The 26737-nt window shown below is 70.2% G+C and carries 30 protein-coding genes, 1 tRNA gene and 1 pseudogene; 18 read left to right on the top strand and 14 right to left on the bottom strand.

Annotated features, from left to right (window positions below; translation table 11 throughout):
- Positions 1–85: 85 nt before the first annotated feature.
- Positions 86–162: transfer RNA gene (locus ACK1X7_RS16725), tRNA-Ile, on the top strand.
- 130 nt (positions 163–292) lie between these two features.
- On the opposite strand, the gene ACK1X7_RS16720 is transcribed toward ACK1X7_RS16725, so the two are convergent.
- The 6 genes from ACK1X7_RS16720 to ACK1X7_RS16695 all read right to left on the bottom strand — a co-directional run bounded on the left by ACK1X7_RS16720 (position 293) and on the right by ACK1X7_RS16695 (position 4891).
- A complete protein-coding gene (locus ACK1X7_RS16720) occupies positions 293–589 on the bottom strand; it encodes a hypothetical protein (RefSeq protein WP_390793352.1) in 297 nt (98 codons plus the stop codon).
- Positions 590–638: 49 nt separating this feature from the next.
- Positions 639–1007 (bottom strand): hypothetical protein, encoded by a 369-nt coding sequence (locus ACK1X7_RS16715; RefSeq protein WP_385142581.1) that lies wholly within the window; start codon positions 1005–1007, stop codon positions 639–641.
- Complete coding sequence (locus ACK1X7_RS16710; protein ID WP_413116883.1) at positions 1007–1315, bottom strand: DUF6545 domain-containing protein; 309 nt, start codon at positions 1313–1315, stop codon at positions 1007–1009. Before ACK1X7_RS16710 ends, ACK1X7_RS16715 begins: the two co-directional genes overlap by 1 nt.
- A 51-nt stretch (positions 1316–1366) precedes the next feature.
- Positions 1367–1906 carry a transposase gene (locus ACK1X7_RS16705; protein ID WP_390793353.1) on the bottom strand — a complete coding sequence of 180 codons (540 nt, stop codon included), beginning with the start codon at positions 1904–1906 and terminating at the stop codon, positions 1367–1369.
- Positions 1907–2230: 324 nt separating this feature from the next.
- Positions 2231–2359 carry a hypothetical protein gene (locus ACK1X7_RS16700; RefSeq protein WP_361496191.1) on the bottom strand — a complete coding sequence of 43 codons (129 nt, stop codon included), beginning with the start codon at positions 2357–2359 and terminating at the stop codon, positions 2231–2233.
- An 18-nt stretch (positions 2360–2377) separates the two neighbouring features.
- Complete coding sequence (locus ACK1X7_RS16695) at positions 2378–4891, bottom strand: SdrD B-like domain-containing protein (RefSeq protein WP_413115263.1); 2514 nt, start codon at positions 4889–4891, stop codon at positions 2378–2380.
- A gap of 849 nt (positions 4892–5740) precedes the next feature.
- On the opposite strand from ACK1X7_RS16695, the gene ACK1X7_RS16690 reads away from it, so the two are divergent.
- From ACK1X7_RS16690 to ACK1X7_RS16675, 4 genes are all read left to right on the top strand, one after another.
- Positions 5741–6529, top strand: coding sequence for a YHYH protein (locus ACK1X7_RS16690; RefSeq protein ID WP_413115262.1), 789 nt, complete (start codon positions 5741–5743; stop codon positions 6527–6529).
- Positions 6530–6730: 201 nt separating this feature from the next.
- Positions 6731–7177 carry a GntR family transcriptional regulator gene (locus tag ACK1X7_RS16685; protein WP_398160151.1) on the top strand — a complete coding sequence of 149 codons (447 nt, stop codon included), beginning with the start codon at positions 6731–6733 and terminating at the stop codon, positions 7175–7177.
- A complete protein-coding gene (locus ACK1X7_RS16680) occupies positions 7174–8130 on the top strand; it encodes an ABC transporter ATP-binding protein (RefSeq protein WP_398160152.1) in 957 nt (318 codons plus the stop codon). Before ACK1X7_RS16685 ends, ACK1X7_RS16680 begins: the two co-directional genes overlap by 4 nt.
- A 5-nt stretch (positions 8131–8135) precedes the next feature.
- On the top strand, positions 8136–9149 hold the full coding sequence (locus tag ACK1X7_RS16675; RefSeq protein WP_413116882.1) for an ABC transporter permease: 1014 nt from the start codon (positions 8136–8138) through the stop codon (positions 9147–9149).
- Positions 9150–9205: 56 nt separating this feature from the next.
- On the opposite strand, the gene ACK1X7_RS16670 is transcribed toward ACK1X7_RS16675, so the two are convergent.
- Both ACK1X7_RS16670 and ACK1X7_RS16665 read right to left on the bottom strand, forming a co-directional pair.
- Positions 9206–9739 (bottom strand): GNAT family N-acetyltransferase, encoded by a 534-nt coding sequence (locus ACK1X7_RS16670; RefSeq protein WP_385142563.1) that lies wholly within the window; start codon positions 9737–9739, stop codon positions 9206–9208.
- A 98-nt stretch (positions 9740–9837) separates the two neighbouring features.
- Complete coding sequence (locus ACK1X7_RS16665) at positions 9838–10278, bottom strand: VOC family protein (RefSeq protein ID WP_385142559.1); 441 nt, start codon at positions 10276–10278, stop codon at positions 9838–9840.
- A 186-nt stretch (positions 10279–10464) separates the two neighbouring features.
- On the opposite strand from ACK1X7_RS16665, the gene ACK1X7_RS16660 reads away from it, so the two are divergent.
- Complete coding sequence (locus tag ACK1X7_RS16660) at positions 10465–10908, top strand: protein-tyrosine phosphatase family protein (RefSeq protein ID WP_385142556.1); 444 nt, start codon at positions 10465–10467, stop codon at positions 10906–10908.
- Positions 10909–11017: 109 nt separating this feature from the next.
- Here ACK1X7_RS16660 and ACK1X7_RS16655 read toward each other — a convergent pair whose 3' ends face one another.
- On the bottom strand, positions 11018–11812 hold the full coding sequence (locus ACK1X7_RS16655; RefSeq protein ID WP_361496216.1) for a polysaccharide lyase family 7 protein: 795 nt from the start codon (positions 11810–11812) through the stop codon (positions 11018–11020).
- A gap of 360 nt (positions 11813–12172) precedes the next feature.
- Between ACK1X7_RS16655 and ACK1X7_RS16650 the strand changes: the two genes are divergently transcribed.
- Positions 12173–12946 (top strand): GNAT family N-acetyltransferase, encoded by a 774-nt coding sequence (locus ACK1X7_RS16650; protein WP_413115261.1) that lies wholly within the window; start codon positions 12173–12175, stop codon positions 12944–12946.
- 68 nt (positions 12947–13014) lie between these two features.
- Here ACK1X7_RS16650 and ACK1X7_RS16645 read toward each other — a convergent pair whose 3' ends face one another.
- Positions 13015–13656 (bottom strand): CatB-related O-acetyltransferase, encoded by a 642-nt coding sequence (locus ACK1X7_RS16645; RefSeq protein WP_382945729.1) that lies wholly within the window; start codon positions 13654–13656, stop codon positions 13015–13017.
- Positions 13657–13901: 245 nt separating this feature from the next.
- Here ACK1X7_RS16645 and ACK1X7_RS16640 point away from each other — a divergent pair, with 245 nt between their 5' ends.
- From ACK1X7_RS16640 to ACK1X7_RS16625, 4 genes are all read left to right on the top strand, one after another.
- Positions 13902–15446 (top strand): FG-GAP and VCBS repeat-containing protein, encoded by a 1545-nt coding sequence (locus ACK1X7_RS16640; RefSeq protein WP_413115260.1) that lies wholly within the window; start codon positions 13902–13904, stop codon positions 15444–15446.
- A 107-nt stretch (positions 15447–15553) separates the two neighbouring features.
- Positions 15554–15994: a thioredoxin gene (gene trxA / locus ACK1X7_RS16635; protein WP_385143650.1), complete on the top strand. Its 441-nt coding sequence runs from the start codon at positions 15554–15556 to the stop codon at positions 15992–15994.
- Positions 15987–16634, top strand: coding sequence for a histidine phosphatase family protein (locus ACK1X7_RS16630; protein ID WP_385143652.1), 648 nt, complete (start codon positions 15987–15989; stop codon positions 16632–16634). Before trxA ends, ACK1X7_RS16630 begins: the two co-directional genes overlap by 8 nt.
- A gap of 98 nt (positions 16635–16732) precedes the next feature.
- On the top strand, positions 16733–17158 hold the full coding sequence (locus ACK1X7_RS16625; protein ID WP_216344105.1) for an OsmC family peroxiredoxin: 426 nt from the start codon (positions 16733–16735) through the stop codon (positions 17156–17158).
- Here the strand turns inward: ACK1X7_RS16625 and ACK1X7_RS16620 are convergent.
- Complete coding sequence (locus ACK1X7_RS16620; RefSeq protein WP_413115259.1) at positions 17133–17756, bottom strand: hypothetical protein; 624 nt, start codon at positions 17754–17756, stop codon at positions 17133–17135. The two genes, ACK1X7_RS16625 and ACK1X7_RS16620, sit on opposite strands and share 26 nt — an antisense overlap.
- A 123-nt stretch (positions 17757–17879) precedes the next feature.
- Between ACK1X7_RS16620 and ACK1X7_RS16615 the strand changes: the two genes are divergently transcribed.
- The 3 genes from ACK1X7_RS16615 (at position 17880) to ACK1X7_RS16605 (ending at position 20403) form a co-directional block, all read left to right on the top strand.
- Positions 17880–18656, top strand: a complete 777-nt coding sequence (locus tag ACK1X7_RS16615; RefSeq protein ID WP_385143656.1) for an IclR family transcriptional regulator — start codon at positions 17880–17882, stop codon at positions 18654–18656.
- On the top strand, positions 18653–19519 hold the full coding sequence (locus ACK1X7_RS16610) for an SMP-30/gluconolactonase/LRE family protein (RefSeq protein WP_385143658.1): 867 nt from the start codon (positions 18653–18655) through the stop codon (positions 19517–19519). Before ACK1X7_RS16615 ends, ACK1X7_RS16610 begins: the two co-directional genes overlap by 4 nt.
- 131 nt (positions 19520–19650) lie before the next feature.
- Positions 19651–20403 (top strand): SCO2400 family protein, encoded by a 753-nt coding sequence (locus ACK1X7_RS16605; RefSeq protein WP_413115258.1) that lies wholly within the window; start codon positions 19651–19653, stop codon positions 20401–20403.
- A gap of 68 nt (positions 20404–20471) precedes the next feature.
- Here ACK1X7_RS16605 and ACK1X7_RS16600 read toward each other — a convergent pair whose 3' ends face one another.
- Positions 20472–20900, bottom strand: a complete 429-nt coding sequence (locus ACK1X7_RS16600) for a MarR family winged helix-turn-helix transcriptional regulator (RefSeq protein WP_382945749.1) — start codon at positions 20898–20900, stop codon at positions 20472–20474.
- A gap of 88 nt (positions 20901–20988) precedes the next feature.
- Between ACK1X7_RS16600 and ACK1X7_RS16595 the strand changes: the two genes are divergently transcribed.
- Positions 20989–22008: an NADP-dependent oxidoreductase gene (locus ACK1X7_RS16595; protein WP_385143662.1), complete on the top strand. Its 1020-nt coding sequence runs from the start codon at positions 20989–20991 to the stop codon at positions 22006–22008.
- 81 nt (positions 22009–22089) lie between these two features.
- Here the strand turns inward: ACK1X7_RS16595 and ACK1X7_RS16590 are convergent, their stop codons facing one another.
- Positions 22090–22215, bottom strand: coding sequence for a hypothetical protein (locus tag ACK1X7_RS16590; RefSeq protein ID WP_390793361.1), 126 nt, complete (start codon positions 22213–22215; stop codon positions 22090–22092).
- Positions 22216–22337: 122 nt separating this feature from the next.
- Between ACK1X7_RS16590 and ACK1X7_RS16585 the strand changes: the two genes are divergently transcribed.
- From ACK1X7_RS16585 to ACK1X7_RS16575, 3 genes are all read left to right on the top strand, one after another.
- Positions 22338–22736 carry a hypothetical protein gene (locus tag ACK1X7_RS16585; RefSeq protein ID WP_390793362.1) on the top strand — a complete coding sequence of 133 codons (399 nt, stop codon included), beginning with the start codon at positions 22338–22340 and terminating at the stop codon, positions 22734–22736.
- A 661-nt stretch (positions 22737–23397) separates the two neighbouring features.
- On the top strand, positions 23398–24918 hold the full coding sequence (locus ACK1X7_RS16580; protein ID WP_413115257.1) for an alpha-N-arabinofuranosidase: 1521 nt from the start codon (positions 23398–23400) through the stop codon (positions 24916–24918).
- 413 nt (positions 24919–25331) lie between these two features.
- On the top strand, positions 25332–26453 hold the full coding sequence (locus tag ACK1X7_RS16575) for a pectate lyase family protein (protein ID WP_413115256.1): 1122 nt from the start codon (positions 25332–25334) through the stop codon (positions 26451–26453).
- 79 nt (positions 26454–26532) lie between these two features.
- Here the strand turns inward: ACK1X7_RS16575 and ACK1X7_RS16570 are convergent.
- Positions 26533–26724, bottom strand: a pseudogene (locus ACK1X7_RS16570) (histidinol-phosphatase); the annotation flags it as partial.
- Between the last annotated feature and the right edge of the window lie 13 nt (positions 26725–26737).

Raw genomic sequence — 26737 nt, 5'->3', positions numbered from 1 at the left:
ATCACCGGCCCTTCGAAGCAGCAGATCGTATGAGCGGCTATGCTGCGGCAGACGGCGCGCGCAGATGTGTACGACGCGCCGTTACGGGGCGGTAGCTCAGCCGGTTAGAGCAGCGGACTCATAATCCGTCGGCCGTGGGTTCGAGTCCCACCCGCCCCACCAGGGCACTACGCGGGCAGACCCATCCTGACCTGCGCAGACGCAGGAACGGGAGTCGCCGCGCCGATGCGGGGACTCTCGTTCATCCGTTCAGACGAAGATCCAGTGGACACGTAGTGGACGCGGGGACGCATCAGCGGACGGCAGGGGCCGTCGCCGCCTTCCGACGACCCTTCGGAGCCCGGCGGGCAGTCCGGGCTGCCGCGGGCGGCAGACCCGTCGGCAGCGCCCAGCCATCCAGGCCCGGGGGATCGGAACGGGCGATCGTAAAGCGCGTGAGCGAGAAGACCGCTCGCTGCTCCTCCGGGTACCGGTCGCTGAAGTTCTCGACCCGGACCAGCTCCAGGTCGTTCGCGGTGCAGTGATCCCGTATCCACTTCACGGCCGCGTTGGCGGCGTCGTCCCGGCCCCGCCCGGCCAGGGTGATCATGCCGAGGCGATCCGAGTCGGGTTGCGTCTGCGCTCCAACGGCCCATGTGTCACCTGACTGCTGTGCGCCGTGGGCGAAGAAGACGGCGATGTCGCCTTGCCAGGCACTTTCGGGGATCACCAGCGGAGTGCGCATCGGGGTGCAGCGCCTCGCCGTTCTCGTGCGTCCACACGCGGCCGGTCTCGACGTAGGCGTCTCCCCACTCCTGGCGCTTCCTCTCCTGCTTCGTGCGGAAGCCGACGAGGTTGTCGGCGGACTCCAGGCTCAGGGACAGGGTGCGTACGCTGTCGGCCTTCGGTGCCTCGCCGTAGAGCTTGTACGCGACCTCCACGATCTGCTGGGAGATCCGCAACCAGAGGGCATCGGTTAACGCGGCGTCGAAGGGCTCAGGTAGGTGTCCTACCGGGAGGCCGGTCATCAGATGGGCTCCTGCGTGGTCGGGCGGCTGCGAACCGTAGGGGTGAGGACGGCCGCGACGATGGGGGAAGCCTTGAAGGCGGCGGCGACCTTGCGCTGGAATGCGATCTCGGCAGCGAGGTCCTGCGGTTCGGCTGCAAGCGGAGAGCTCGGGTACTCCATTGGCCGGATCCCTTGGTCCTTCGCCTGTATCGCTGCGGCGAGCTGGGCGGCTTCAACCGTCGCGGCAAGCTCCTCGTCCTGGAGGCCAGCAGCCACGGCCTGCTTCCGGGCCTCTTCAGCGGCAGTGGGCGTCATCCAGGTGCGCAGTCTCCACTGGGCAACATGACTGCTGAACAGGTTCCTCCACTTGAAGGGTAGTCAGGTGCGGATATGGCACTGACCTACGGGTCTTCCGTATCGCGCGGGGCCGAGTCTCCCGTGAGGCTGGGTAGCGCAGGGCGCGCGTCGCCGGTCGGGCGAATATGGACAGAGTGGATACCTGGGCTCCTGGATATGTGGAGATCTTGAAAGGGTGCCGGGTCGGGGTGGCGAGAACGTCTCGGTGCCAGGCAGGAAAGTCGTTTGCGCCTCGGGGTGGCCGGGTGTCGGGGGGCCTTCGGCCTCGGTGACCAGTTCCAGCCGGGTCAGGTCGCGCACCGCGGCCAGGGCATGAGTGGAGTCCGTGCGTTGGGTGGTGCGCTCGCGGACGAGACCGGCCTTCTTCAGACGCGCGAGCGCGAGGTCGAGGAGACGGTCGGCTCGGCCGTCCTCGATGAGACGGTCGCGGAAGTCGGCCAGCACGCTGTGGTGGAAGCCGGGATCGTCCAGTTCCATGGCCAGCGCGTATTTGAAATCGATGCGGCAGCGAACCTCTTCGGCCGCCTGCCGGTCCGACAGACCGAGCAGGAACTGGAGCACACAGAGGTGGCCAGATGGGCGGGCGAGAGCCCTGGGCGGCCGTCGCGCGGGTACCAGTTGGCGAAGTCCTCGTCGCGCCACGGCCCGCCCAGGCGGTCTCTCACCCACATCGCCGTTGTACCGCCCGAGTTGCTCGCTCGCGCCATCTGCACGGTCAGAGAAGGGACTTGCTCACCAGAACGGGGGTGGAGCGACAACGGGCACCTCGACAACTGCATCGGTCCTTGAACAGAGCCGAGCATGCCCGTTGATCATGCTGCCCCGCCGGGAATCCTCAAGATCCCCGACAGAGCCGGCGTCCGGATATGGACGGGGCTCGTGCGCTTACTCGGCGGTCGCCGCGCGGCTTTCGCGATCAATGCCCGCGACGTCGATCGACCGGTCGTCGAACGTGATCCGCCGGGAGTGGTCCGCCCGCTCGCGCCCCTGCGAGGTCGCGGGCGGGCGGATCACCCGTCTTTCCGTGCTGTCTCAGTGTGTCTTGGCGCGACGCTTCCGGGTCACGAAGGCGAATGTCGCGCCTGTGCCGAGCAGCAGGGCACTGAGGGAGGCGATCTTCATCAGGCCGGACGACGTACCTGTGTGGGCCAGCGAACCTGTGCCACCTGTGCCACCTGTGCCACCTGTGCCTCCGCCGGTCTGGGGGCCCGGCTGGTTGGGCGGTGCGGACGCGGGCGGCTCATGGGCCGGCGGTGCGGACGCGGGCGGCTCATGGGTTGGCGGCTCAGACGATGGCGGAGTGGGTGTCGGCGTAGGAGTCGGCGGTGTTTTTTTGGGGATGTACACGCCGGCGTCGATCGTGTGATCGACCTCTCCCGGCTTGTCCGGCGCCGTGACAGGTGCGCGTCCATTACACAGTCGCCCGGTCGTCGGCGGGGTCACATTGGAGTCATGTGCTCGGTTGGCGCCGGCCCGCGGGAGCGTGAACCGCAGTTTGGTGGCCGCCGGCTGCCTCGGCACCTTGCTGGTGTCTGCGGTGCACACATCGAACTGCACTGTGTACTTCGCACCCGGCTTGAGCTCGTAGGCGGCGCCGACGCCACCGAAGTAGTACTCGCCGGCGGCGTCGGTCTTGGTCGTGGCGACCTGCTTGCCGCTGGTGTCCAGCAGGTTGATCGTCGCGTCCGGCAGCGGCACTTCGTTGGGACCCTCGGGATCCTGGATCCCATTGTGGTCGCCGTCGAACCACACCCGGTTGCCGATCTGGATCGGCGCGTTCGCCGCCTCAAAGGCGATATCGCCGAGCCCACCGGCCTTACCGAACCCATTGTCGGTCGGACTGACGAACTGGTACGCGTTGGCGGAATGGTTGTTACCGGGCCCTTGACCCGTCTGGATGTCGTAGTAACCGGTCCCGTCGGTGCTGTAGTTGTCGGTCGGGTCGAGCTGCGTGCTGATGACCCATTGCTGCTGCGGGATGTAGGCGACCGCCCCTTGGGAGGCTTCGTTGTGCACCCCGCGGGGGTCGTTCGGTGCGCCGTTGTTCCGCACGTAGTCGCCCGGGAAGTATTCGACGACACCGCTGTTCTGGCCGCCGTCGGTGGCGGGGTCGGCGTGGTTGGGGCAATTCCCGGTGCCTTCCCACGCGTATCCACCGTCGGGATTGGCGCAGGCCATGTTGATGTCACCACCGGACATGCCGTTTTCCGGCGTGTCATTGCCCGGCCGGGGGTCCAGCCCGCCTCCACTGACCACGTCCATGAACCGGTCGCGGAAACCGACGATCATCGAACCGTCACGGGCGAAGGCGAGGGTCGCGAGCTCCGGCTGTGGATTGACGAGGGTACTTCCTCCGTTGACTTTGAATTGGTCCCAGGTCGCCAGGTTGGTGTTCCACGGGTTCCAGTGGTTTGCCTGGTCGTTCCCCTCGGCACCGGCATAGACGGTGCCGCGCTCGCCGGTGAGCGGCTGGGTCAGCACGGTGTCGAATTGTTCGCCGTCGTAGGTGTAGACGACGGCCTTCAGGTCTTCGCGCTTCTGCGTGCTTTCCGCGCTGCACACGCCACCGACGTAGAGCTTGTTGTCGTGTGTGGCGAGTGCGAATGGCCGCCAGTCGGTGGATGCCGCGCAGCCCGGGTCCGGGATGCGCACCGTCGCTTCGGGTGCGGATGCGGTGGTCCCGGTCGCGTCGAAGCTGACCAGGCGCCGGGTCAGCAGGTTCACCGCGTACAGCGTCGAGCCGTCCTCGGACAGGGCCAGCCCGCCGATGCTCTCCTTGCCGGGCGCGTTGGTGAACCCGGCGTCTTTGATCATGTTGGTGGCGTCGTGCGGTGTCACCGTGGCGTCCGGCACCTTCGCGAACAGGGTCGGCGCGCTCCCACCGTCGGTCGGCGTGGTGTAGATCGCGTTACCGCCGTCCGGCCCGTACGGGGTGTACCGCCGGGCGAACTCGCCCTGGAACACCCGCTTCCGGTACTTGTCGTAGGCCAGTGCGAACGTCGTGCCCACTTGGTCCTGCGTGTTGATCGTGGTCGGGCACGCCGTCTGGTCGGGACACGTACCTCGTTTGTCCGTCCCGAACGCCACCAGTGCCCGGGTGTCTTTCCCGCTGGAAGCATTCTGGATCGGCACGTAATACCGCGTGTCCGGCAGTGCGTAGTCGGCCGGGTTCCAGACTCCGGTGATGACCGAGTCGTCCTTGCCGTCCGACACGTCCACGAACGTCGTGAAGCTGTCGAAGTGGTTTTCCGCCGTCGAGGCCGGCGCCGCCCGCAGATACTTGTTGTACGGCGCCGGGACGGTGACGTCGACGCGGTACTGGCCGCCGGTCAGTTCGGTCGACTTCGAGACCACCACCTTTCCGGTGGCATCCGTGGTGCCGGTGACCCGATGGCCGGCAGGGTCGGTCACCCGAACCTTCATGCCCCGCTGCGGCACATCCATGGTCGTGTTGATCACGCCGGTGCCGAAGAAATCGCGCAGCACCTGAACTGTCAGGGTGCCATCGCCAGTCGAAGCGGCGGCCGTCCCGGCCGTCGCACCCATGGCACTGCCCAACAGCAAGAAACCGGATAAGCCCACTCGTGCCAGCGGGCCCGTACGTTTCCCGGCTGTCCGGCGTAGTCTTGTACACGCTCTTTTCACAGCCATCACGCTCCCCTCGTCATGTGAACGGAACACCCGATTCCAGTTGCACATCGGCTTCCCGACCCCGGGTGACACGTCGGCCATGAAAAGGGCCCACCGCTGTTTCGGTGGACCCGGTCGTTCTTAGTCATCTTGGCGGATGTGGCGAATTCAGGGACTCGGGAGTGCCTCCCCCAGGCCAGTTGCACTCGTCCTCGCTTCCCCACGCGGAAACAGCACAAGAGTCTGAATAGTCATCCTGAACCGCCCCACCAGCGACGATACTGTACCGGGTGTGCGTCAAGATCGGGGGCGCAGAGGAGGAATGGGCGAAACATGTTATCAATGCGCCGCGTGCGGAGTTGAGAATCAAACAGGGGCTCGCGCGGCGTGCGGCCGGTCGGCGCCGATGGCTGCGACCACGCTGGGTGGCAGCCGTCATCGGGGGCGTGGCCGTCCACATACGGACGAGCCCCATCCATATCCGGACGCTGACTCTGTCGGGGATCTTGAGGATCCCCCCAGCGGATACGGAGGTCGCTCCGGATCCAGGCCCCGCGACTTCCCCCACGCAGACTCATCGAGCGCATCTTGCTTGCGCATCACGACGTTTCCTACCACTTCGACACTGGCTTGCGTCCGGCCACACGGTGGGAGGTCGCTCCGCCGACCGATCCAAGCACCCACCACTGACACCGTGACCCGACTGCTGTCATCCGACGGCGGACGGCGGGAACCGGGCCGGGATCGTCGAGGCGAGGAGCGTCCATGTCTGGCGTGTACGGCGTGCTCGGATCCGTTGCCGTGGCGGCTGGTGCCGCCGCGCTCATGGGTCCGGCGTTGGCTCCGGCCGACTCCGTAGCTCGAGCGCCCCTTCGTGTCCGGGACCATGCACTGGCACAAGGCGCTGCGGATGGGGACGACGGCAACCGAGAGGCACTTCACCCCTCGCCCGGGTACCCCAACGCCGCGGCGATCCCGATCAAGCCGTGGAACCTCGACGTCACGGTTCCCCGCGATCCGACCGTCGTGGCACAGCCCACGTGCATCGACCAGCTCACGACGGGGATGGCTCTGGCGGGCGGCACCTTCCACCTCGAGGTGGCGACCGACGCGGAGGACCGCGCGGTCGACCCGAACGCGGCCCTGCCCCTCGACCGCTGCTGGGGGCACCCGTACGAGACTCAGTACCACTACCACGGCCCCTCGCAGACCTGCTTCGGCAAGGGGGCGGGACGGCCGGAGCGAGGCGCTGCCGGGCACTCACCGCTCGTGGGGTACGCCATCGACGGCTTCGGGATCTACGGGCCGCGCGGCGAGGACGGAAGGATCGTCAGGAACAAGGACCTGGACGTGTGCCACGGTCACACGCACGCGATCATGTGGGACGGCAAGAAGGTCGTCATGTACCACTACCACCTCAACGGGGAGTGTCCGTACTCGATCGGATGCTTCCGGGGGACGCCGGTGACGGTCCCCGGGTCCGGGCATGGCTGGTGCCACCAGTGGGACCGCGGTTCCCGCCCTGCGGCGGCAGGCGCGCGCAGACGCCACTGAGGTGGGCCGGGACACGGTCTCCCCCTGAACCCGCTTGGTTCCCGCTTCATTCCGGAGCCGCGCCGGTGCCCCGCCGAGGGTGCCGGCGCTTTCGTGTGCGCGCGGCCGGGCCGCCCGCGTGCGGAGGGCTCGACCGTCGGCGCGTTTGACATCGGGCCGTCCCCCTCTGCAATATTCAGCTACTTAACTAGTGGACTAGCGGTGGGGTGGATGCGGTACTACATCGAGAGACGCCGTGGCGTGGCGGCCTACCAGCAGATCGTCGAGCAGACCAAACGGGCCGTCAGAGCGGGCGCGTTGAAGCCCGGTGACCGGTTGCCGACCGCCCGCGAAGTGGCCGAGACCTGCGCCGTGAACCCGAACACCACGCTCAAGGCATATCGGGAGCTGGACCGGGACGGCGTGGTGGAGCTGCGGCAGGGAGTGGGCACGTTCATCGCGGCCGCGGCCGCGGACCGGAGCCACGCGCCCGCCGCCGAGTCACCGCTCTACGCCGAACTGGCGGAGTGGACCGGGCGGGCGCTGGCCGCGGGTCTGCTGGAAGAGGACGTGCGGGATCTGGTCGAACTGGCGCTTCAGGAGCGTCAGCAGACGACGGCGGGCACCGCCCGCAGCAGTACGGACGAGGGGAACGGGGGACGGGGATGAGCGGGTCGACAGGAGGGGCGGCCGAGCGGACCGCCCTGGAAGTGCGCGGCCTCGGGCGGCAGTACGGGCGCCGCTGGGTGCTGCGCGACGCGACGTTCCGGCTGCCCGCCGGGCGGGTCTGCGGACTCGTGGGTCCGAACGGAGCGGGCAAGACGACGATGCTGGAGATCGTCGCGGGACTGCGCGAGGCGTCGGCGGGCGAGGCCAGAGTCTTCGGCGAACCGGCCGGCGGAGCGCAGGCGCGGCAGCGCGTCGCGTTCCTGCCGCAGGAGAAGCCGCTGTTCGCGCGCTTCACGGTCGCCGAGACGCTACGGCTGGGCCGTGAGCTGAATCCGCGCTGGGACCAGGAGCTGGCCGAGGGCTTCGTACGGGCCGGTTCCGTTCCGCTCGACGCCAAGGTGGGACGGCTCTCCGGCGGCCAGCGCACCCGGGTCGCCCTCGCGGTGGCCCTGGGCAAGCGCCCCGACCTCGTCCTGCTGGACGAGCCGCTTGCGGACCTGGACCCGCTGGTGCGCAGGCAGACTGTTGCCGCGCTGCTGGGCGAGGTGGCCGAGCGCGGGATCACCGTCCTGCTCTCCAGCCACCTGGTGGCCGAACTCGACACGCTGTGCGACTACCTGCTGCTGGTGGCCGAGGGCGGGTTGCAACTGGCCGGTGACGTGGACGAGATCATCAGCGTCCACCGGACCCTGTCCGCGCCCACCGACCGGATACCGACCGGCCCCGACGGGCTGCCCGCGGGCCTGGAGCACCACACGGTCGTGGAGATCCACGGCGACCAGCGGTACACCACCGCGCTGGTCCGCCCCGGCGGACCGGTCGGCGGCGTCTGGGAGGACAGCGCGCCGACCCTGGAGGAAGTGGTCCTCGCCTATCTGGCGCAGAACGGCTCCGCGCCGCTCATCAGCCCCAACTCCTACGTTCCCGGCATCGGTTCGGAGGTGGCGAAGTGAGCACGATGACACAGACGCACCGGGCGGACGGCGGCTCCCCCGGACTGCCGGGGCGTCGGACGCGGGCGCGCGGCTTCGGCCCGAGCGGGATGGCCTGGCTGGTGTGGCGCCAGCATCGGACGGCGTTCCTCCTGCTGCTCGCGACGGCGGCCGTAGCGACGGCGGGCCTGGCGTGGCTGGCCCAGGACGCGAGCAGCGCCGTGGCGGCCGCCGAGGTAGCGAACCCGTCCCCCGGCGCGACCGCGACCCTCGACACCGCGTACCAACGGCTCGAGTTGTTGGGTCTGGCGCTGGCGGGCCTGCCGGTGCTCATCGGGGTGTTCATCGGCGCCCCGCTGTTCGCGGGGGACCTGGAGACCGGCACCGCCAAGTTCGTGGGCGTCCAGTCGTACGGCCGCTGGAACTGGGTGGCGACGAAGCTCGGCATCGCCGCCGTATTCGCGGGCGCGGCGGCGCTCTCCACCGGAATCGCCATGAAGGCCCTGTGGACGCCGCTGGCGAACCACATGGCTGTCAACGCCGACTTCACCAGCGCCGGCGGGTTCGACACCACGGGACCGGTCGCGGTGGCCCTGGCCGTGCTCGGCCTGCTGATCGGTGCCGCCGCCGGGCTGCTGACGCGGCGCACGCTGCCCGCGATGGTGGTGACCTTGGTCGCCCTGCTGGCGGTGAAGACCGTCTGGTCGCGGATGCGGATGATGTTCGCGACCACGGTGACGAAGACCACGGGCGGCGGCCGGTTCGGCGACGGCGACTATCCGAAGATCCCCGACAACGCCTTGGAGGTGGACACCTCCTATGTGACCGGCGACGGCTCACTGCGCGGCTGGGGCGCCTGCACGAACGCGGACGACAGGCCGGCCTGCCTGCGGCGCGACGGGGTGGTCGGCTGGTCGACGGAATATCTGCCGTTCTCCCACATGGACGCCATGCAGTGGGCGGCGACGGGCGCGCTGACCGGGCTGATCGTGCTGATGGCCGGTGTGCTGGTGTACGCGGTGCGGCGCGCTCTGCGCTGACCGCGTGCCGAGGTGGCCTCTCTTGAAAGCGGATCTGGCCGCAGTTCGCGGCCGGTTCACGCCTGGAACTCGGTGAGATCGATGGCGCGAACGCGCAGCGGATAGCCGTACACCGGGTGCGCCGTCTCTCGCTCGGGCACCATGCCGAGCTTGCGGATGACGTTCTCGGAGGCGTCGTCACCCACCCGGTTGATGCTGATGACGCGGTCGAGGCCGCGGTCCTGGAGCGCGAACTCCAGCGTGGCGTGGGCGGCTTCGGACGCGTATCCCTGGCCCCAGAACTGTGAGCCGAGCCGCCAGCCAATGGCCACGGCGGGCAGTACCTCCGGCAGGAACTCGGGCACGGACAGACCCGTGAAGCCCGCCAGTTCGCCCGAGGCCAGCAGCTCGACGGCGAAGAGTCCGAAGCCCTCCTCGTCCCACTCCTCCTCCCACCGCTCGATGGCCTCTGCCGTGTGGTCCAGGTCGCGCACCGAGCCGTCGTCGATCCAGCGCATGACCCGCGGGTCCGCGTTGATGTCCGCCATCGGTGCGAGGTCGTCCTCATGCCAGCGACGGAGGAGGAGGCGGGGTGTGCGGATCTCGGTCATGGCGCCCATCCTGCCGAAGCAACGGCCGCATCGGTAATCCGGCGCGTACGACCTCGGCCGCCATGTCCTGGGGCTTCCGAGTCGGCTACCGCGAGTCATCAACGGTCGGCGAATACTCCGCGGAGCATTCCGGTGGCCTGGCCGACCTCGATGAGGTAGCCATCGGGGTCGCGCAGATAGCAGCGCAGTTCGGCCTTGCGATCGAGGGGCTCCGTGAGGAACTCCGCGCCCTTGGCCTTGGCGTCGGCGTAGAAGGCGCCGATATCGGCGACGCGGACGTTCAGGAAGCTGGACACGGTGTCGCCGTTCTCCGGCGGTACGAGCGTCACCTCGGGCTTGTCCGGGGTGGGCCCGCCGCCGGGGTTCATGATGATCCAGCTATTGGCCACCTGCACGATGGCCGGGTTCTCCTCCAGTACGACCTCGCCGCCGAAGATGTCGGCGTAGAAGCGTCTCGATCTCACGACGTCGCGCACGGTCAGGAAGTGGGTGAGAACGAGCCCTTGCTCGGGTGTGGGCAGATTGCCGGGAGTCGTCATGGCCGTGGCCCTTTCTTCCCAGTCCCAGTGGAGGAGTGGAGAGTCGAAGCGAGCACACCGGACCACTCTGCTCACGCCCCGCTCGTCTCCTGTGGGTAACCCCGCGCGAGCGGGATATGCGCCCGGACGGGCTACGCTGCCCAGAGTTTCGGGAGATGTGGGTCTTCGGACCGGGAGTGGGGGCCGATGAGTGACGTACCACTGACGGGTGCCCTTCGGCTGCCGGATGGTTCATGGGTCCGTGGCCGGGGGCTGCGCCATCCGCGACCGGAGGGGCCACTGCCCGGCTTCGGTCTCTATCTGGGGTCCACCCGGCTGCGCCGACGGCATGACGGAGAGCTGGAGTGGGAGCGGGCGTGGCTCGAGTGGCCCGATTTCGCGCTGCCGCGTGACCGCGACCTGGCCGTGCGGCGGATCCGCGCGCTGCATCAGCGGGCACGGGCGGGCACGCCCGTCGAAGTCGCCTGCGGAGGCGGCGTCGGGCGCACCGGAACCGTCATCGCCTGTCTGGCCATCATGGCGGGTGTGGCGCCCGCGGACGCGGTGGCCTGGACGCGCGCGCACCATCACCGCCGGGCCGTCGAGACCCCTTGGCAGCGGCGCTGGGTGGCGCGGTTTCCGGGCGGCTGACAAGGCTGACACCGGCGACCGGACGACCCGACGGCCGGACGACCCGACGACCCGACGGCCGGACGACCCGGCGACCCGGCGGCCTCCTTGGCCGCCGGGTCCTGGGTGCTCAGCCGTGGGAAACGGTCAGGCCGTAGAAGCCGACGCGCGCTCCGTTCGTGGTGCTGTCGGAGGACGACTGGTTGTAGGACCCGGCCTTGAAGTACTGCTTGTAGGGGAAGAACGACGACGGGATGTCGTAGTGCGTCGTCGTGCCGTTGACCGTCAGATCGATGGTGTCGCCGCCGGAGACGCCGATCGTGTAGTTCCAGGTCTTGCCGACCGACACATGGCCCACGTTGTGCAGTGTCTGGCCGCCCTCGGGAGAGTTCTCCGTTCCGAGGACGATGTCGCCGTTGGCGCGGTAGTACAGCTCCACCAGCGGCTTCGTGGAGGATCCGCCCGAGCCGAGGTGGATCTGCCCGACGCAGACGTTCTTCGTCACCGACACCACGCGCAGCGTCGCCTGGAGCTTGTGGGAGCCGCTCAGCGACCAGTCCGCCGCGCTGCCGTTACGGTTCATCTCGCGCAGTTCGGAGCGGGCGTAGTTGGAGTTCGGCGTGGTGACGCCCTTTTCCGGCGCCCAGAACGTCATCGCCCCGTCGCGCTTGTCGGTGTAGAAGTAGTCGTCCTGGAATCCGTTCGACCCTTGAAGCCGGGACGAGGGGATGGTCGTCGGCTTGCCGGGGGAGCCGACCGGTTCCTGGAGTTGCCACACCGAGAGGTCGAAGTTGCCGCCCGGCGCCTTCGACGGGTCGGCGAAGGGCGTGGCCGCGGTGGTGGCACCGGCGGGCATCGCGAGGGCCAGGCCACCGATGACGGCGGTCACGGTCGCCAGCGAGGCGAGCAGCGTACGGATGCGCATGGGAATGATGCCTTCCCGTGGGGGGTGGGGGTAGGTGCGCGTCCACATACCTGAAGAGCATGTTTCTTTGTGAACGACGAGACCTGTCGAGAAGGTAAGGTCGTGGTGTGTCCGCGTCAATCCTCTGAACGCAGAAAAGGCCAGGCACTCGGTCACGCCGTGCGATAGGTTCCGGATGGCGATTACTTCTGCCCGCTACCTGTCAAAGGACTGAAGCCCATGGACTCGGCGTCCCCCAGCGGCCGCCGTCGGCACTGAACGATCGGTGCCATACGCGTCTCCTCACGGCGGCCCCACGTATACGTACGCCATTCCTTTCGCGGCGCCTTCCGCCGCGCTTCTTCGTGAGGTCACATCACCATGGGCACCGACGTCCAGAGCTTTGCCGTAGCCAACCTCCGCCGCCGCCCCGTGCTTGTCGAGACCGGGGGCTTTGTGGCGGGGTTCGATCCCAGCACCACCAGCCCGTACATCAACTACGCGACCCCGCTCCCCGGCACCCGGCCCACCGACCGGGACGTCAAGGAGCTGATCGAGGCGTTCCGGGTACACGATCTCAAGCCCCGGCTCGAGTTCGCGCCGGACGCCGCGCCCGCCGTGGAGCCCGCGCTGCGGGAGGCGGGGTTCAGTGTGGAGGCGGTGCACGAGTATCTGGTGTGCACCCCGGACCGGCTCACCCTTCCCCAGGACGCGGAGTCCGGCACGGTGGCGGTCCCGGTCCCGGTCGCCGTCCCGTCCACGGACGAGGACTTCCGGGCGATCGACGCCGCGCTGTCCGAGGCGTTCGTCGGTGAGTTCGCCTCCTCCCCGGAGGGGGCGGCCCGGCTGCGCCGTATTCAGGAGGACGGGGGAGCGGTCCGGTTCGTCCGGGCGCCCGATGGGGGCTGCGCCGGTGGGGCCACCTGCTCGGCACCGGCCGTGGGCACCGCGGAACTGGCGGGCGTGGGCACCCGGCCCGCCTTCCGGGGCCGGGGCATCGCCGCCGCGGTCACCGCCGCGCTGACCGGGGCGATGTTCGCCCGAGGGGCCCAGTCGGTATGGCTGGAGTACTCGGGTGAGGGCTCCCGCCGCGTGTACGAACGCGTCGGCTACCAGCCCCGGGGCACCCGTCTGTACATGAGTCTCGAGAGCTGAGAAAAAGGGGGGCGGTTTGCTCCACGGCGGCACCGCCGTGGAGCAAACCGCCCCCCACCGCTCAGGGTTCAGCGCGGGGCCGCCGCCTCCAGCTCCGCCACGCTTCCGGACATGATCGTGCGGATATGGGCCGTGAGGTGCTCGATCGGCCAGTCCCACCATGCCAGGGCCAGCAGCCGGGCGATGTCCTGGTCGTCGTAGCGGCGGCGGATGAGCTTGGCCGGATTGCCGCCGACGATGCCGTAGTCGGGAACGTCGTCCACCACCACGGAACCGGAGGCGATGACCGCGCCGTGGCCGATGCGGACGCCGGGCATCACCATCGTCCGGTATCCGAACCAGACGTCGTGGCCCACCACGGTGTCGCCCCGCCCCGGCAGGCCGGTGATCAGGTCGAAGTGGTCGGTCCACGAACCGCCCATGATGGGGAAGGGGAACGTGGAGGGGCCGTCCATGCGGTGGTTGGCGCCGTTCATGATGAACCGCACCCCTTCGCCCAGCGCGCAGAACTTCCCGATGACCAGCCGCTCGGGCCCGTAGTGGTACAGCACATTGCGGGTCTCGAACGCGGTGGGGTCATCCGGGTCGTCGTAGTACGAGAACTCCCCGACCTCGATCAGCGGCGAGGTGATCAGCGGCTTCAGCAGCACCACCCGTGGCTGCTCGGGCATCGGGTGCAGCACGGTCGGGTCGGCGGGTATGGCCGGCATCGGGCATCGCCCTTCTCGTCCGGGGAGGTTTTCCCGCCATGATCGCAACCTCGGTGCCCGGTGTCGCGTGCATTCCGCTGGGGCGTCGGCGGCGTCGGCGGGAGCGTCCGCGAGCAACCCGACCGTGCTTCCTGGAGTCCTTGAGCGGTGAAGCCTTCGTTCGCATCCGCGTTCGTACCCATAGCCGTGCCCGTTGTCCGTGTCCCCTGTCCGTGACCGCTCGATCCGCCTCGCGAGGTGCCGCCGTGCGTTCGTCCGTTCCCGTCCCCGTCGCCGCCGTGACCATGTCCGTGCTGCTGCTCGCCGGGTGCAGCGAGGGCGGCCACGGGGGCCCGAAGCCGGTCGAGGGGGCCACGAAGGGGGCGGCCGGTGCCTCGCTGGGGGACTTCAACGGCGACGGTTACGACGACTTCGCCACCGCCATCCGCCCCACCAGCGCCTCCCGGGGGCCGCTGCCCGCCCGGCTGGCGGTGGTCTACGGCTCGGCGCACGGCCTCGACCCGCGGCACCGCCTCGTCGTCGACGGCGCCGAGGACGACTACGTCGGACCCCTGCTGCGCACCGATCTCGACGGCGACGGCTTCACCGACCTGGTGACGGCGCGCTTCCGGCACGGGAGTTCGCCGCGCGGCGAGCGGACGGGGGAGACGGTGATATTGCGCGGCGGCCCCCGCGGACTGGCCGCGCCGCGCCCGCTGGCGAGTGGCGCGGCCGGATTTCTGGCCCTTGCCGTCGGGGACTTCGACGGGGACGGTACGGCCGATCTGCTGGCCTCGGCGGCCGACGGCCGGGGTGCGGTACGGATGCTGTACGGGCCGTTCGGCAGCAAGGCGGGCCCCGCCCGTACCACCCCGCTCCCCACCGGCCGGTCCCGCCGCGCGGCACCCGCCACCGCCACCGCCGGGGACTTCGACGGCGACCACCGCACCGATGTGGTGCTGACCTACCGCTACGACGCCACGCAGTCGGAACGGCCGGACCAGCCAGAACGACCCGACCAGCCCGATCAGCCGAATCACCCGGAACCCGACGACACCGCCCCCCTCGACACCCCCGTCGCCCACTACCGCGGCGGCCCCAAGGGCCTGGTCCGGGACAAGCGGCCCGAGGCGCGCCTGGCCCATGCCCTCGGCACGGAGGACGGCCCGCGCGAGCCCGCCGCCGGGGACGCCGACCACGACGGGATCGACGATCTCCTCGCGCCCGGCCAGGGCACCCTCGGCCCCGGGCGGCACCGCGGCTCCGGGCGGCTGACCGTCGTCCACGGCGCCAGGTCCGGCCTGGGCCGGGGGCGTCCGGATCTCACGGTCGATCCGTCCGGGCCGGGCCTGCCCGGCGACGCACGGCGCGGCGATGGCTTCGGCGGCTCCCCGTCCGTCGGCGACATCACCGGCGACGGCCGTCCCGACCTGGTGGTGGCCACCCCGGAGAAGAACTACGGCAACGGCCGGCTCACCCTGCTGCCCGGTTCACGGCGCGGGCACGGCGGCGAGTACGACCCGGCCGCGAGCGCGCCCGAGGGCGACGGCGGGGAGCAGAGCCTGGACCTGGACACCCCGGGGGTGCCCGGCCGCCACACTCCGTACGGCTTCGACGCCTTCGCCCCGCAGCCTCCACTCCTCGACGTCGACGGGGACGGCCACGACGATGTGATCGCCGCCGCGCCCGGCTACGGCCACGGCAGGACGGGTGGCTTCTGGGTCTTCCAGGGGACCGGCCGCGGGCTGTCCACCAGGGACGTACGCTGTTTCACCCCCGCCGACCTGGGCATACGCTTCCGGACCGGCTGACCCGCGGAGCAGCCGTAAGGGCGCCATGGCCCCGGAATAACGGCGGGCGGTGGCGGGGTTACCGTCCATGTGGCATCTGCCGACGTACGGAAGCGGGTAACGCAGGCATGAGCACTAGCACCGTTGAGCTCACCAAGGACAACTTCGACGAGATCGTGTCCGGGAGCGAATTCGTTCTGATCGACTTCTGGGCCTCCTGGTGCGGGCCGTGCCGGATGTTCGCGCCCATCTACGAGAAGGCCGCCGAGCGCCATCAGGATGTGCTGTTCGCCAAGGTCGACACCGAGGCGCAGCCCGAGCTGGCCGCCGCGTTCGACATCCAGTCCATCCCCACGCTGATGATCGTGCGGGAGAACATCGCGGTCTTCTCCCAGCCCGGCGCCCTCCCCGAGCCGGCCCTGGAGGACCTCATCGGCCAGGCCCGCGACCTCGACATGGACAGCGTGCGGGCCTCCATCGCCGCCGCGTCGAACGAGAAGCGGGCCATCGACGAGGAGAAGGAGCAGGCCGCCGCCGGCGACGGGAAGGCATCCGGCAACCGTGGCTGAGCTGGTGCTGATCCGGCACGGCGAAACCGGGTGGAGCCGGTCGCGCAAGCACACGAGCTGGACCGATGTGCCCCTGACACCGCGCGGTGCGGAGCAGGCCCGCGCGCTGCGCCCGCCGCTCGCCGCGCGGAAGATCGGGCTGACCTTGGTCAGCCCGATGGCGCGGGCCATGCACACCGCCCGGCTCGCCGGGCTCGAGGACCTCACGGTCGAGCCCGATCTGCGCGAATGGGACTACGGCGGCTACGAGGGCATCACCACCACCGAGATCCACCGCACCCGCCCCGACTGGAACCTGTGGACCGACGGCGTCCCGCCGGGCGGCCCCGACCACCCCGGGGAGTCGCCCGAGCGGATCGGGGTCCGGGTGGACCGGGTGCTCGACCGGATCGCCCCCGAGCTGGAGGCGGCGGACGGGCCCGATGTGGTGCTGGTGGCGCACGCCCACGTACTGCGGGTGCTCACCGCCCGCCGGCTGGGCCTGCCCCCGTCCGCCGGCGCGCTCTTCCGGCTGGACACCGCGACCGTGAGTCGACTCGGAACTGAGCATGGTCGCCCGGCCGTGGTCGCCTGGAACGTAGGCTCGGAGTCGATCTCCGGGCAGGAGGCGACCGGAAGCGGTGGCACCCCCGCCGGGTGATCACCTCCGACCGTCCACGCAGACCGAGACGCACGTCTCGTCCGGCGCTCCACCACCGACGGGTGGACGTCACCGACAGGAAGCAGGGAACAGCGAGCATGGCTACGACGCGCACCGCGCACACCGTCTGGCAGGGCAATCTGGCCCAGGGCCAGGGGACCGTCACCTTCGACTCCTCCGGCATCGGCGCGCAGCCGGTCTCCTGGCCGTCCCGCGCCGAGCAGGCAGGCGGCAAGACCAGCCCCGAGGAGCTGATCGCGGCGGCCCACTCGAGCTGCTTCTCGATGGCGCTCTCGCACGGCCTCACCCAGGCGGGCAACCCGCCCACCCAGCTCACCACCCAGGCCGAGGTCACCTTCCAGCCCGGCACCGGGATCACCGGCATCCACCTCACCGTCGAGGGCACGGTGGAGGGTCTGGACGAGGCCGCGTTCACCGCGGCTGCCGAGGACGCCAAGAAGAACTGCCCGGTGAGCCAGGCGCTCGCCGGTACGGAGATCACGCTGTCGGCGAAGCTGGCCTGACGTTCTCCATCCGCTGGAGCAGTCCCCAGGTGAACTCCGCCACATAGTGGCGGAGTTCACCCTTTCCCGCCTCCGGTGCGTCGAAGGCCAGCCGCCAGCGGGTGGGCGCCGAGCCCTCCATGGGGCGTGCGGGCGCGAAGGCGCGCGCCACCTCGTCCACCGTGCAGGACCAGGGCACGAGGTCGGCGGCCGTACCCAGCCGCGGCCCGGGCGCGCCCGGAGCGCGCACCAGCCACTCGTTCCACACCGCCCCGTTCGGCGCGGTGAGCACCTCGAACCGCAGATCCGGCCAGAGCGGCATGGACCAGCTCAGCGCCTCGCAGGTCAGATCGCCGATCCGGCGGACGGAGGTGGACTCGGGCGCGCCCAGCACGGAGCGGTAGCGGGCGACCGCCGAGCGCCGTCGCGGCGAGCGCTGCATGGCCTGCCAGCGGCGGTTGGCCTCGCGCATCACCGCCCGCCCGAAGCCCAGCTCGCGCAGCGCGTCCTCGACCAGCCCCGGCTGGTGGTCGGCCATCCGCCGCAGCAGCACGAGGACGAAGGGGAAGGGGGTGGGGAACGAGTCGGGCTGGGGGAACGAGCCGGGTGCGGAATCCATGGCTCCTACTTTGCCGGACCATTGCCGGAGGAAGTCCCCTCCGCATAACCTGTGTTCGCGATACCGGCCACCAGCCGGAATTTCGAACGCTTGCCATCTGACCAGAAGGGGAGGGCGAGCACTATGGGACGCCTGGTGCCCGCGGTGACACGGGCTCTGGACATACTCGAGCTCTTCCTGGACGGAGACGGCACCCTCTCCGCACCCGAGATCACCCGGCGGCTCGGCCTGCCCCGTACGACCGTCCATGAGCTGGTGACCACTCTGGCCGCCCGTTCCTATCTGGTCCAGGTACCCGACCAGCCCGGTCGCTATCGGCTCGGAGTACGGCCGTATCAGCTCGGCAGCCGCTACGCCGAGCAGCTCGACCTGGCCGCCGAGGGCCGGCAGGTGGCCCGGCGCGTCGCGGAGACCTGCGACGAGACCGTGCATGTCGCGATCCTCGAGGGCATGGACGTCATCTATATCGCCAAGGTCGACTCCACCCACGCCGTCCGCATGGTCTCCGCCGCGGGCCGCCGGCTGCCCGCCCACTGCACCTCGGTCGGCAAGATGCTGCTCGCCTCCCTGACGGACGACGCCCTGGACGCGCGGCTGTCCGGCGAGCAGCCGCTGGCCGCGATGACGGACAACAGCATCACCTCCCCCGTCGAACTGCGCCGCCATCTCCTCACCGTGCGCGAGCGCGGCATCGCGGTCGAGCAGCGGGAGTCCAACCCGGATGTGAGCTGCGTGGCGGCTCCGGTACGGGACTCCACGGGCAAGGTGGTCGCGGCGCTGTCCATCTCGGTGCCGACGATCCGCTGGAGCGAGGAGCGCCAGTCCGAGCTGGCGGAGCTGGCGGCCAAGGGCGCGGGAGAGCTGTCGGTACGGCTGGGACATCGGAGGCGGGACATATGAGCACACGGCCGTCGCTCGACATCGCGGTGCGCGCGAGCGCCGTGCTCGGGGAGGGACCCACCTGGGACGCCGCTGCCCGGCGGCTGATCTGGGTGGACATCCTCTCCTCCCGCGTCCACACCTACGACCCCGCCACCGGCCACCGCACCACCCTGGCCACCGAGCAGCATGTCGGCGCGGCCAAGCCCCGCGCGGGCGGCGGTCTGGTGGTCAACCTCCGCGACGGCATCGGGGTGTACGGGGCCGATGGCGGCTTCGACTGGCTGCTGCGCGAGGCGGTCCCCGGCCGCCGTGGCAACGACGCCGCGGTGGCGCCGGACGGCGCGCTCTGGGCGGGCACCATGCGCTACGACGAGACGGCCGGCGGCGGCACGCTCTCCCGGATCGGGGCCGACGGCTCCGCTACGGAGTTCCTGCCGGAGGTGACGGTCAGCAACGGCATCGGCTGGAGCCCGGACGGCCGCCTCATGTACTACATCGACACCCCCACCCGCCGTATCGATGTCTTCGACGTGGACGACGCCGATGGTCCGGTGGTCTCCAGTCGGAGGCCGTTCGCCGAGGTCGAGAAGGGCGCGGGCTTCCCGGACGGGCTGTGCGTGGACGCCGACGGCGCGGTGTGGGTCGCCCTGTGGGACGGCGCCGCGATCCGTCGCTACGCCCCCGACGGGACACTCGATCGGGTGGTGGAGCTTCCGTTCCCGCGCCCCACCGCGTGTGCCTTCGGCGGTGCGGACCTCACCGATCTGTATCTGACCTCGGCACGGGTCGGACTGGGCGCCGCCGCGCCGCCGCTCGCCGGGTCGCTGCTGGTCATCGAGGGTGCGGGGCAGGGTCTTGCGCAGCCCGCGTTCGCCGGCTGAGCGGGGCCGGGCGGGCATCGGCCGCCGGTGGGACAGGGGCTGACGAGGGCTTTCTTACGGTTCTTTGCACAGGATCCTCACACCCCGCGTCCTGCTGACCTACCCGTTGGTCACATAACCTGCCCGGCGAAATGGATTACTGCTCTCCCTGCCGCCGCCATCTCAACGGTGCCGTCTCCTGCCCCGGTTGCGGGACGCCCGCTGGGGAACTCGGCCTGCCCTCCGCCGCATCGGACACGGAGCGCGAGGGCGGGGCCGATACGCCCGGGCCCCGTGCGGAGCGGAGAGCCGACCGGCGTGCGGCGCAGGCGTCCCCCGCCTCCGGGGCCACGCGTGCTTCGCGCCGGAAGCCCAAGCCCCGCCTCATCGGCAGCGGCGCCCGTCGGGCCCGCCGGGGCCGTGGCCGCCGGGTGACGATCATGGCGGCGGTGCTCGGCCCGGTGCTGGCCGCGGTCTTCGTGGCCGAGCTGGCCACCGAGGGGCACTGGCGGGAGTCCTCCCCACCGCCCAGTCGGCAGGAGCCGGTGGCCGACCGCAGCGGCGGCGTGACGGAATCCGCCGAGACGATCGTCCAGGACACGACCGGCCCGAGCGGGCTCCCCTCGGCGGCGGACGGCGAGGACGGAAAGTCGTCCAAGGGCGAGGGCAAGGGCAAGGACGACGGGAAGTCCAAGGACGAGGACGACGACACCTCGCCCGGTCCGGACGGGGGCTCGTCCTCGGACCCGTCCGACGCCACCTCCTCGGCCCCGGGCGGCCCCGGCACGACCCAGGGCCCCACCACGCCGTCGCATCCGGGGTCCACCGCCCCGGCGACCGTCGCACCGACGCCGACCCCGTCGCCCTCGGAGACCTGCAATCGCTTCCTGTGGTGGTGCACCTAGCCGGGCATCCCGGCGCGCTAAGGCTCCGTCTTCGCCACGGCTCTGTCTTCGCTACGCTTCCGCCTTCGTTACGGCGCGACGCCCAGCATCCGCTTGAGCAGATCGCGCAGCACCGTGCGCTCCTCGTCCGAGAGCTCCGCCAGCGGTTCGCGCGCGAAGTCGAGCGAACCCCGGAGCCGGTCCGCGGTTTCCCGGCCCGCGTCGGTGGCGGCGGCCAGCTTGACCCGCCGGTCGGCCGGGTCGAGGCGGCGCTCGGCGAAGCCGCGCGACTCCAGGCGGTCCACGATCCCGGTGACGTTCGACGGCTCGCACTTCAGTTGCTGGGCGAGTCGGCGCATCGGCGTCGGGCCGCGGGACAGCAGGCCCAGCACCCGGGCCTGTGCCCCGGTCAGGGAGTGCTTGGCCGCGGCCTCCTCGTATTCCTGGTGATAACGGGCCACGATGGTGCCGATGAGCTCGACGACCTCGAGGGTCAGCGGGTCGATGCGGGACGTCATGGCAACCAGAGTACCCATTTACTTGACAACATGAAATATTCAGCAGCATGATTGTTTCATCTGCTGAAACGTATGAGAGGCACCTTCCATGTCCGTCATCCCCACCACCGGCCGTGAATGGCACCTGGTCGCCCGCCCCCAGGGGTGGCCGAAGCCGGAGGACTTCGCGCTGCGCGAGGCCCCGATCTCCGAGCCGGGCCCCGGGCAGGCACTGGTCCGCAATCTCTACATGTCGGTGGACCCGTATATGCGCGGGCGCATGAACGACGTGAAGTCGTACACGCCGCCGTTCCAGCTCGACCAGCCGATGGAAGGCGGCGCGGTCGGCAAGGTCATCGCCTCCAACGCGGAGGGGCTCTCCGTCGGCGACCATGTGCTGCACTTCGGCGGCTGGCGTGAGTACGCGACGGTGAGCGCCAAGAGCGCCGTCAAGGTCGACCCCGAGATCGCCCCCCTCCCCGCCTACCTCGGCGTGCTCGGCATGCCCGGTCTCACCGCGTACGCGGGGCTGCTGGAGGTCGCGTCCTTCAAGGAGGGCGACGCGGTCTTCGTCTCGGGTGCGGCCGGTGCGGTCGGCAGCGAGGTCGGCCAGATCGCCAAGCTCAAGGGCGCCTCCCGGGTGATCGGCAGCGCCGGTTCGGACGAGAAGGTCCGGGTACTGCTCGACGAGTACGGCTTCGACGCGGCCTTCAACTACAAGAAGGGCCCGGTCGCCGAGCAGCTCAAGGAGGCCGCGCCCGACGGGATCGACGTCTACTTCGACAACGTCGGCGGCGAGCACCTCGAGGCCGCCATCGGCCGCCTGAAGGTGCACGGCCGGATCACCGTCTGCGGCATGATCTCGCAGTACAACGTCACCGAGCCGCCCGCCGCCCCGCGCAATCTCGCGATGGTCATCGGCAAGCGGCTGCGGATGCAGGGCATGCTGGTCGGGGACCACCAGGCGCTTCAGGGGCAGTTCTTCGAGGAGGTCGGCGGCTGGATCCGCGAGGGCAAGCTGCACTACCGCGAGACCGTCATCAAGGGTGTGGAGAACGGGGTGGACGCCTTCCTCGGCATGCTCCGTGGGGAGAACACCGGCAAGATGATCGTCGCGTTCGAGGACTGACGAACGGAGGACCCGGCGAGGACCCGGGTCACGGATCCGACGCCCCCTGCCACCCGTTGGCAGGGGGCGTCGGCGGGTCGACTACGGCAGCACCACCGTCGTGTGGACATACGGATGGCCCGTGTGCACCGCCATGACCACCTGGACCGCCTGGCGCGGGGTGAACCGCATCGAGGCGTAGGACGTGGCGAGGGCCGGGTGGGTCAAGGGGGCAAGGGTTCGCTCAACAGGTGATGTGCCGGGGTCGGTGGGTACCCGAAGAGATCCGGCGTTCGCCGGAACCGTAAGAGCCGTAGGAGCCGGAAGAGACCGAACGGAAAGGTGGCCCCATGTCCACGATGGCCGGTCCGGAACAGCCTCGGTCCGCCTCGCAGGTGCTGGTGGCGGTGAGCGGAATCTCGCGATACGACGCCGAGGCCGTCTTCGGTGTGCTGCGCATGTGCTACGAGTCCGACGAGGCGACCACGAATCTTCCGCAGGACGTGGGGGAGGGGCGGCCCACGGTGTGGACCTCCGTCTTCGAGGTGGCCGACCCACGCGAACAGCCCCGCCCCGCCTCGCTGACGGCGCCCGTCACCGCCGACCTCCAAGGCGGCCCCCGTCAGGTGCAACAGGTGGCGGACGTCCTGGCCCACGCCTTCGAGGTGCGCGAACAGGGCACGGTGGCGGGCGACCAGGAGCGGGAGCTCCGGCTGAGGCTCTCCAGCACTGGCATCCGCCCGGAGTAGCGAGCGGACGGGAGCGTTCGGCCGGGCGGTGTGGCTGAGCGGCGCTCGGCCGGGCGGTGTGGCTGAGCGGTGTGGTGGTGTGCGGCGCCGTCTCGCGCCTTCGGCGCAATTGAGCAGCGGGGCAGGGGGTGCCGGGCCGGGCCCTCGCCGCCGGCCGCCGGGCCGGTGGGGGCGAGGGCCGGTGGCGGCTTCCCAGGCCGGGGGCTGGGACCGATGCCGGACAGCAGGGGGTTGGGGTACCCCTTGAAAAAACGCTTGATAAATTAGTTGCGCTGTATCAAGCGTTTTTCGGGGGTACCCAGACCCCCACCGGCCGGATGATCGGCGATGCGGCCGTGCCCGAAGGGCCCTGCCTCCGGCAGTCCGGCATCGGTCTCGGCCCCGGCCAAGGGCAGCCGCGACCGGGCCCCGCGTTCACCGGCCGTCAGTCGGCGACGTGTCCCGCGCCCCGGGACCCCGCCGCCGCTGCTCAATTGCGCCGAAGGCGCGAGACGAAACCCGCGCCCGACCGAGCCGCGCACCCCGAACAACGCACCCCCGCCCCGCCATTGACGCACGTGGCGGCGAGATCTTACGGTCTCGTTCGAAGAAACGAGCGCTGGTCGATATGCCGAATAGCCGCGATGTCGCGACGTCGCGGCACCCGAAGAGATGGGCCGCCATGCCGCAGATCCCTTCCGCCCCCGCCTCCGCCCGGTTCACTCTCGACCCCGCCTTCGCCGTCGGCGAGGTCAACCCCCGCCTCTTCGGCTCGTTCGTCGAGCATCTCGGCCGTTGCGTCTACACCGGCATCCATGAGCCGGGCCACCCGGCCGCCGATGAGGCCGGGCTGCGGACCGATGTCCTCGCGCTCATCCGCGAGCTGGGCGTCAGCGTCATCCGGTATCCCGGTGGCAACTTCGTCTCCGGCTACAAGTGGGAGGACGGCGTCGGGCCGGTCGAGTCGCGGCCGCGCAGGCTCGATCTCGCGTGGCGTTCCACCGAGACCAATCGGTTCGGTCTCTCCGAGTACATCGACTTCGTCCGCAAGGTCGACGGCGAGCCCATGATGGCGCTCAACCTCGGCACACGCGGTGTAGCGGAGGCCCTTGAGCTCCAGGAGTACGCGAACCACCCGTCCGGCACCGCTCTCGCCGACCTCCGGATCGGCCACGGCGACAAGGATCCGTACGGTATCGGGCTGTGGTGTCTGGGCAATGAGATGGACGGCCCCTGGCAGACCGGGCACAAGACGGCCGAGGAGTACGGCCGGCTCGCCGCCGAGACCGCCCGCGCGATGCGGCAGATCGACCCGGACGTGGAGCTCGTGGCCTGCGGCAGTTCCAACCAGTCGATGCCGACGTTCGCCACCTGGGAGGCGACGGTCCTGCGGGAGACCTACGACCTGGTCGACCACATCTCCCTGCACGCCTACTACGAGGAGCGCGACGGCGACCGCGATTCCTTCCTCGCCTCGGCCGTGGACATGGAGTCCTTCATCGAGAACGTCGTGGCGACCTGCGATCACATCGGCGCCCGGCTGAAGTCGAAGAAGAAGATCAACCTCTCCTTCGACGAGTGGAACGTCTGGTACCAGACCCACTATCACCACGCCGAGCCGCTCAACTGGGAGGAGGCCCCGCGCCTCCTGGAGGACAACTACTCCGTCACCGACGCCGTCGTGGTCGGCTCGCTGCTGATCGCCCTGCTCCGCCACGCCGACCGCGTCACCGTCGCCTGCCTCGCCCAACTGGTCAACGTCATCGCCCCGATCATGACCGAACCGGGCGGCCCCGCCTGGCGGCAGACCACCTTCTACCCCTTCGCGCAGGCGTCGGCCCATGGGCGGGGGAGGGTGTTGCAGGTCAACGTCGACAGCCCGGCGTATGAGACGGCCGTCTACGGCGAGGTCCCGCTGCTGCACGCCACCGCCGTCCTGGACGAGTCGACCGGTGCGGTGACGGTCTTCGCGGTCAACCGCGACCAGCACCGCCCCCTCCCGCTGGAGATCGCGCTGCATGCCCTGCCGGTGACCCGCGTGGTCGAGCACACCGTCCTCGCCGACGCGGACCCCGAGGCCCGTAACACCCTCACGGCCCCCGAGCGCGTCACCCCGCACCCCGGCGAGGGCACGGCCCTCGCGGACGGCACCCTGCGCACCACGCTCGAGCCGATGTCCTGGAACGTCATCCGCCTGGGGTGAGCGACTGGGCACGGACGGCGTCCGTGAAAGGGCCCCGCCCGGGCATGCCGGGCGGGGCGGGACGGGACGCGGACGGGGAGCGGACGGGGAGCGGGTCAGGCGTCCGGGTCGGCCCCGTCCGTGCCGGTGAGCACGGCACCGGCCCCGTCAACTCTGCTTATGGCCAACTCCCTTGCCATAGAAAGGTGTTGACAGTGTCACAAGCGCTTACTAGCTTCTTCCGGGATGGCTGCTGTCCGCCGGGGCGGTCCTGACCGCACCGCCCGGCGTCAGGGCCCCGCACCCGTCAGAGCCGCACCTTTGGCGATCTCCACCGGCCTTTGTGATCAGCGTGCTTGCCCGCTCGGCCGCGCTCATCGCGCAAGCGATTACCCCTCCCGTGTGGAGATCCTCCGAATGAGAGGACTCCCCTTATGCGCTCGACGCACGACCACGGCACCACGGACGACATCGGTGACATCACCGCTGCCACCAGCACCTTGAGTACCCCCGTCACCGCCCGCAACCGACGCCGACTGACGGCGGTCGCCGCGGGCGTCGCCGCGGCGCTGGCGCTCGGCGGTCTCTCCACGGTCTCCGCCCATGAAGCGGACTCGGCCGACTCCGCACGTTCCGCGAGCACCCGCGCCACCGTGGCGGGCTCCGCCACCGCCGCGCGTCTCTTCGCCGAGACCACCCCCATCGGCTTCGGCGCCGGTACCACGGGCGGTGGAAACGCCGCCGCCACCACCGTGACCTCCCTGGACGCCTTCAAGGCCGCCGTCACCGGCGACCAGGCCAAGGTGGTCAAGGTGTCCGGGCTGTTCTCCCTCACCGGCCAGGTGGACATCGGCTCCAACACCACCGTGCTGGGCGTGGGTTCGGGCTCCGGCTTCACCGGCGGCGGACTGCGGCTGAAGGAGGCGACGAACATCATCGTCCGCAACCTCAACCTCAGCAAGCCACGGAAGCCGTCCGACGCCATCACCGTGCAGAAGTCCACGAGGGTGTGGATCGACCACAACACCCTCTCGGCCGACCGCGACCACGACAAGGACTACTACGACGGTCTGCTGGACATCAGCCACGGCTCCGACAACATCACCGTCTCCTGGAACAGATTCGCCGACCACTTCAAGGGCAGCCTGGTCGGCCACAGTGACAACAACGCGAGCGAGGACACCGGCCACCTCAAGGTGACGTACCACCACAACTGGTTCTCGAACGTCTACTCTCGCATCCCCAGCCTGCGCTTCGGCACCGGCCACTTCTACGACAACTACGTCCAGGGCGCGGAAACCGGTGTGCACTCCCGGATGGGCGCGCAGACGCTGGTGGAGAACAACGTCTTCCGCGACACCGAGGTGGCCGTCACCACCAGCCGGGACAGCGACATCGACGGCTATGCGGTGCTGCGCGGCAACGACCTGGGCGGGGCGGCCACGGAGGTGTCCCGGACCGGCAGCTTCACCACCCCGCCGTACGCGTACACGGCGGAACCCGCGTCCTCCGTCGTGGCGAGCGTCACCGCCCGGGCGGGCGCGGGCAAGCTCTGAGACCCGGATGCGCCCCGCCCGGTCATCAGGACGTACGCACCCGGCCCAGCCGTCGGGACGTACGCACACGGCCCCGCCGTCAGGAGGGCAGCACCCACATGGGGTTGGCGTAGAACCACAGATCGCGCCAGGGATCCGCATCGCCCGGCACATCCATCGCCGGGCCGTGCGGATCCACCGCCGTCCGGTTGCCGTCGGTACCGCGCAGCCGTACGTACAGCGGACGGTCCACGGCGCCGAGGTCGTAGGAGAGCCGCACCGCCCCCGCCGTGCTGCCGGGGGCC

The organism is Streptomyces sp. CY-1, from assembly GCF_047218265.1.
Classification (GTDB): Bacteria; Actinomycetota; Actinomycetes; order Streptomycetales; family Streptomycetaceae; genus Streptomyces; species Streptomyces niphimycinicus.
This window is presented reverse-complemented; position numbering and strand designations above follow the sequence as displayed.

Bases quoted from the DNA above. Each gene is read 5' to 3' on its own strand.
- ACK1X7_RS16720 (WP_390793352.1), bottom strand. From the start codon at position 589: ATGATCACCCTGGCCGGGCGGGGCCGGGACGACGCCGCCAACGCGGCC.
- ACK1X7_RS16715 (WP_385142581.1), bottom strand. From the start codon at position 1,007: ATGACCGGCCTCCCGGTAGGACACCTACCTGAGCCCTTCGACGCCGCG.
- ACK1X7_RS16695 (WP_413115263.1), bottom strand. From the start codon at position 4,891: ATGGGTGCGACGGCCGGGACGGCCGCCGCTTCGACTGGCGATGGCACC.
- ACK1X7_RS16690 (WP_413115262.1), top strand. From the start codon at position 5,741: ATGTCTGGCGTGTACGGCGTGCTCGGATCCGTTGCCGTGGCGGCTGGT.
- ACK1X7_RS16680 (WP_398160152.1), top strand. From the start codon at position 7,174: ATGAGCGGGTCGACAGGAGGGGCGGCCGAGCGGACCGCCCTGGAAGTG.
- ACK1X7_RS16675 (WP_413116882.1), top strand. From the start codon at position 8,136: ATGACACAGACGCACCGGGCGGACGGCGGCTCCCCCGGACTGCCGGGG.
- ACK1X7_RS16670 (WP_385142563.1), bottom strand. From the start codon at position 9,739: ATGACCGAGATCCGCACACCCCGCCTCCTCCTCCGTCGCTGGCATGAG.
- ACK1X7_RS16665 (WP_385142559.1), bottom strand. From the start codon at position 10,278: ATGACGACTCCCGGCAATCTGCCCACACCCGAGCAAGGGCTCGTTCTC.
- ACK1X7_RS16660 (WP_385142556.1), top strand. From the start codon at position 10,465: ATGAGTGACGTACCACTGACGGGTGCCCTTCGGCTGCCGGATGGTTCA.
- ACK1X7_RS16655 (WP_361496216.1), bottom strand. From the start codon at position 11,812: ATGCGCATCCGTACGCTGCTCGCCTCGCTGGCGACCGTGACCGCCGTC.
- ACK1X7_RS16650 (WP_413115261.1), top strand. From the start codon at position 12,173: ATGGGCACCGACGTCCAGAGCTTTGCCGTAGCCAACCTCCGCCGCCGC.
- ACK1X7_RS16645 (WP_382945729.1), bottom strand. From the start codon at position 13,656: ATGCCGGCCATACCCGCCGACCCGACCGTGCTGCACCCGATGCCCGAG.
- trxA (WP_385143650.1), top strand. From the start codon at position 15,554: ATGAGCACTAGCACCGTTGAGCTCACCAAGGACAACTTCGACGAGATC.
- ACK1X7_RS16625 (WP_216344105.1), top strand. From the start codon at position 16,733: ATGGCTACGACGCGCACCGCGCACACCGTCTGGCAGGGCAATCTGGCC.
- ACK1X7_RS16620 (WP_413115259.1), bottom strand. From the start codon at position 17,756: ATGGATTCCGCACCCGGCTCGTTCCCCCAGCCCGACTCGTTCCCCACC.
- ACK1X7_RS16615 (WP_385143656.1), top strand. From the start codon at position 17,880: ATGGGACGCCTGGTGCCCGCGGTGACACGGGCTCTGGACATACTCGAG.
- ACK1X7_RS16610 (WP_385143658.1), top strand. From the start codon at position 18,653: ATGAGCACACGGCCGTCGCTCGACATCGCGGTGCGCGCGAGCGCCGTG.
- ACK1X7_RS16605 (WP_413115258.1), top strand. From the start codon at position 19,651: ATGGATTACTGCTCTCCCTGCCGCCGCCATCTCAACGGTGCCGTCTCC.
- ACK1X7_RS16600 (WP_382945749.1), bottom strand. From the start codon at position 20,900: ATGACGTCCCGCATCGACCCGCTGACCCTCGAGGTCGTCGAGCTCATC.
- ACK1X7_RS16595 (WP_385143662.1), top strand. From the start codon at position 20,989: ATGTCCGTCATCCCCACCACCGGCCGTGAATGGCACCTGGTCGCCCGC.
- ACK1X7_RS16585 (WP_390793362.1), top strand. From the start codon at position 22,338: ATGTCCACGATGGCCGGTCCGGAACAGCCTCGGTCCGCCTCGCAGGTG.
- ACK1X7_RS16580 (WP_413115257.1), top strand. From the start codon at position 23,398: ATGCCGCAGATCCCTTCCGCCCCCGCCTCCGCCCGGTTCACTCTCGAC.
- ACK1X7_RS16575 (WP_413115256.1), top strand. From the start codon at position 25,332: ATGCGCTCGACGCACGACCACGGCACCACGGACGACATCGGTGACATC.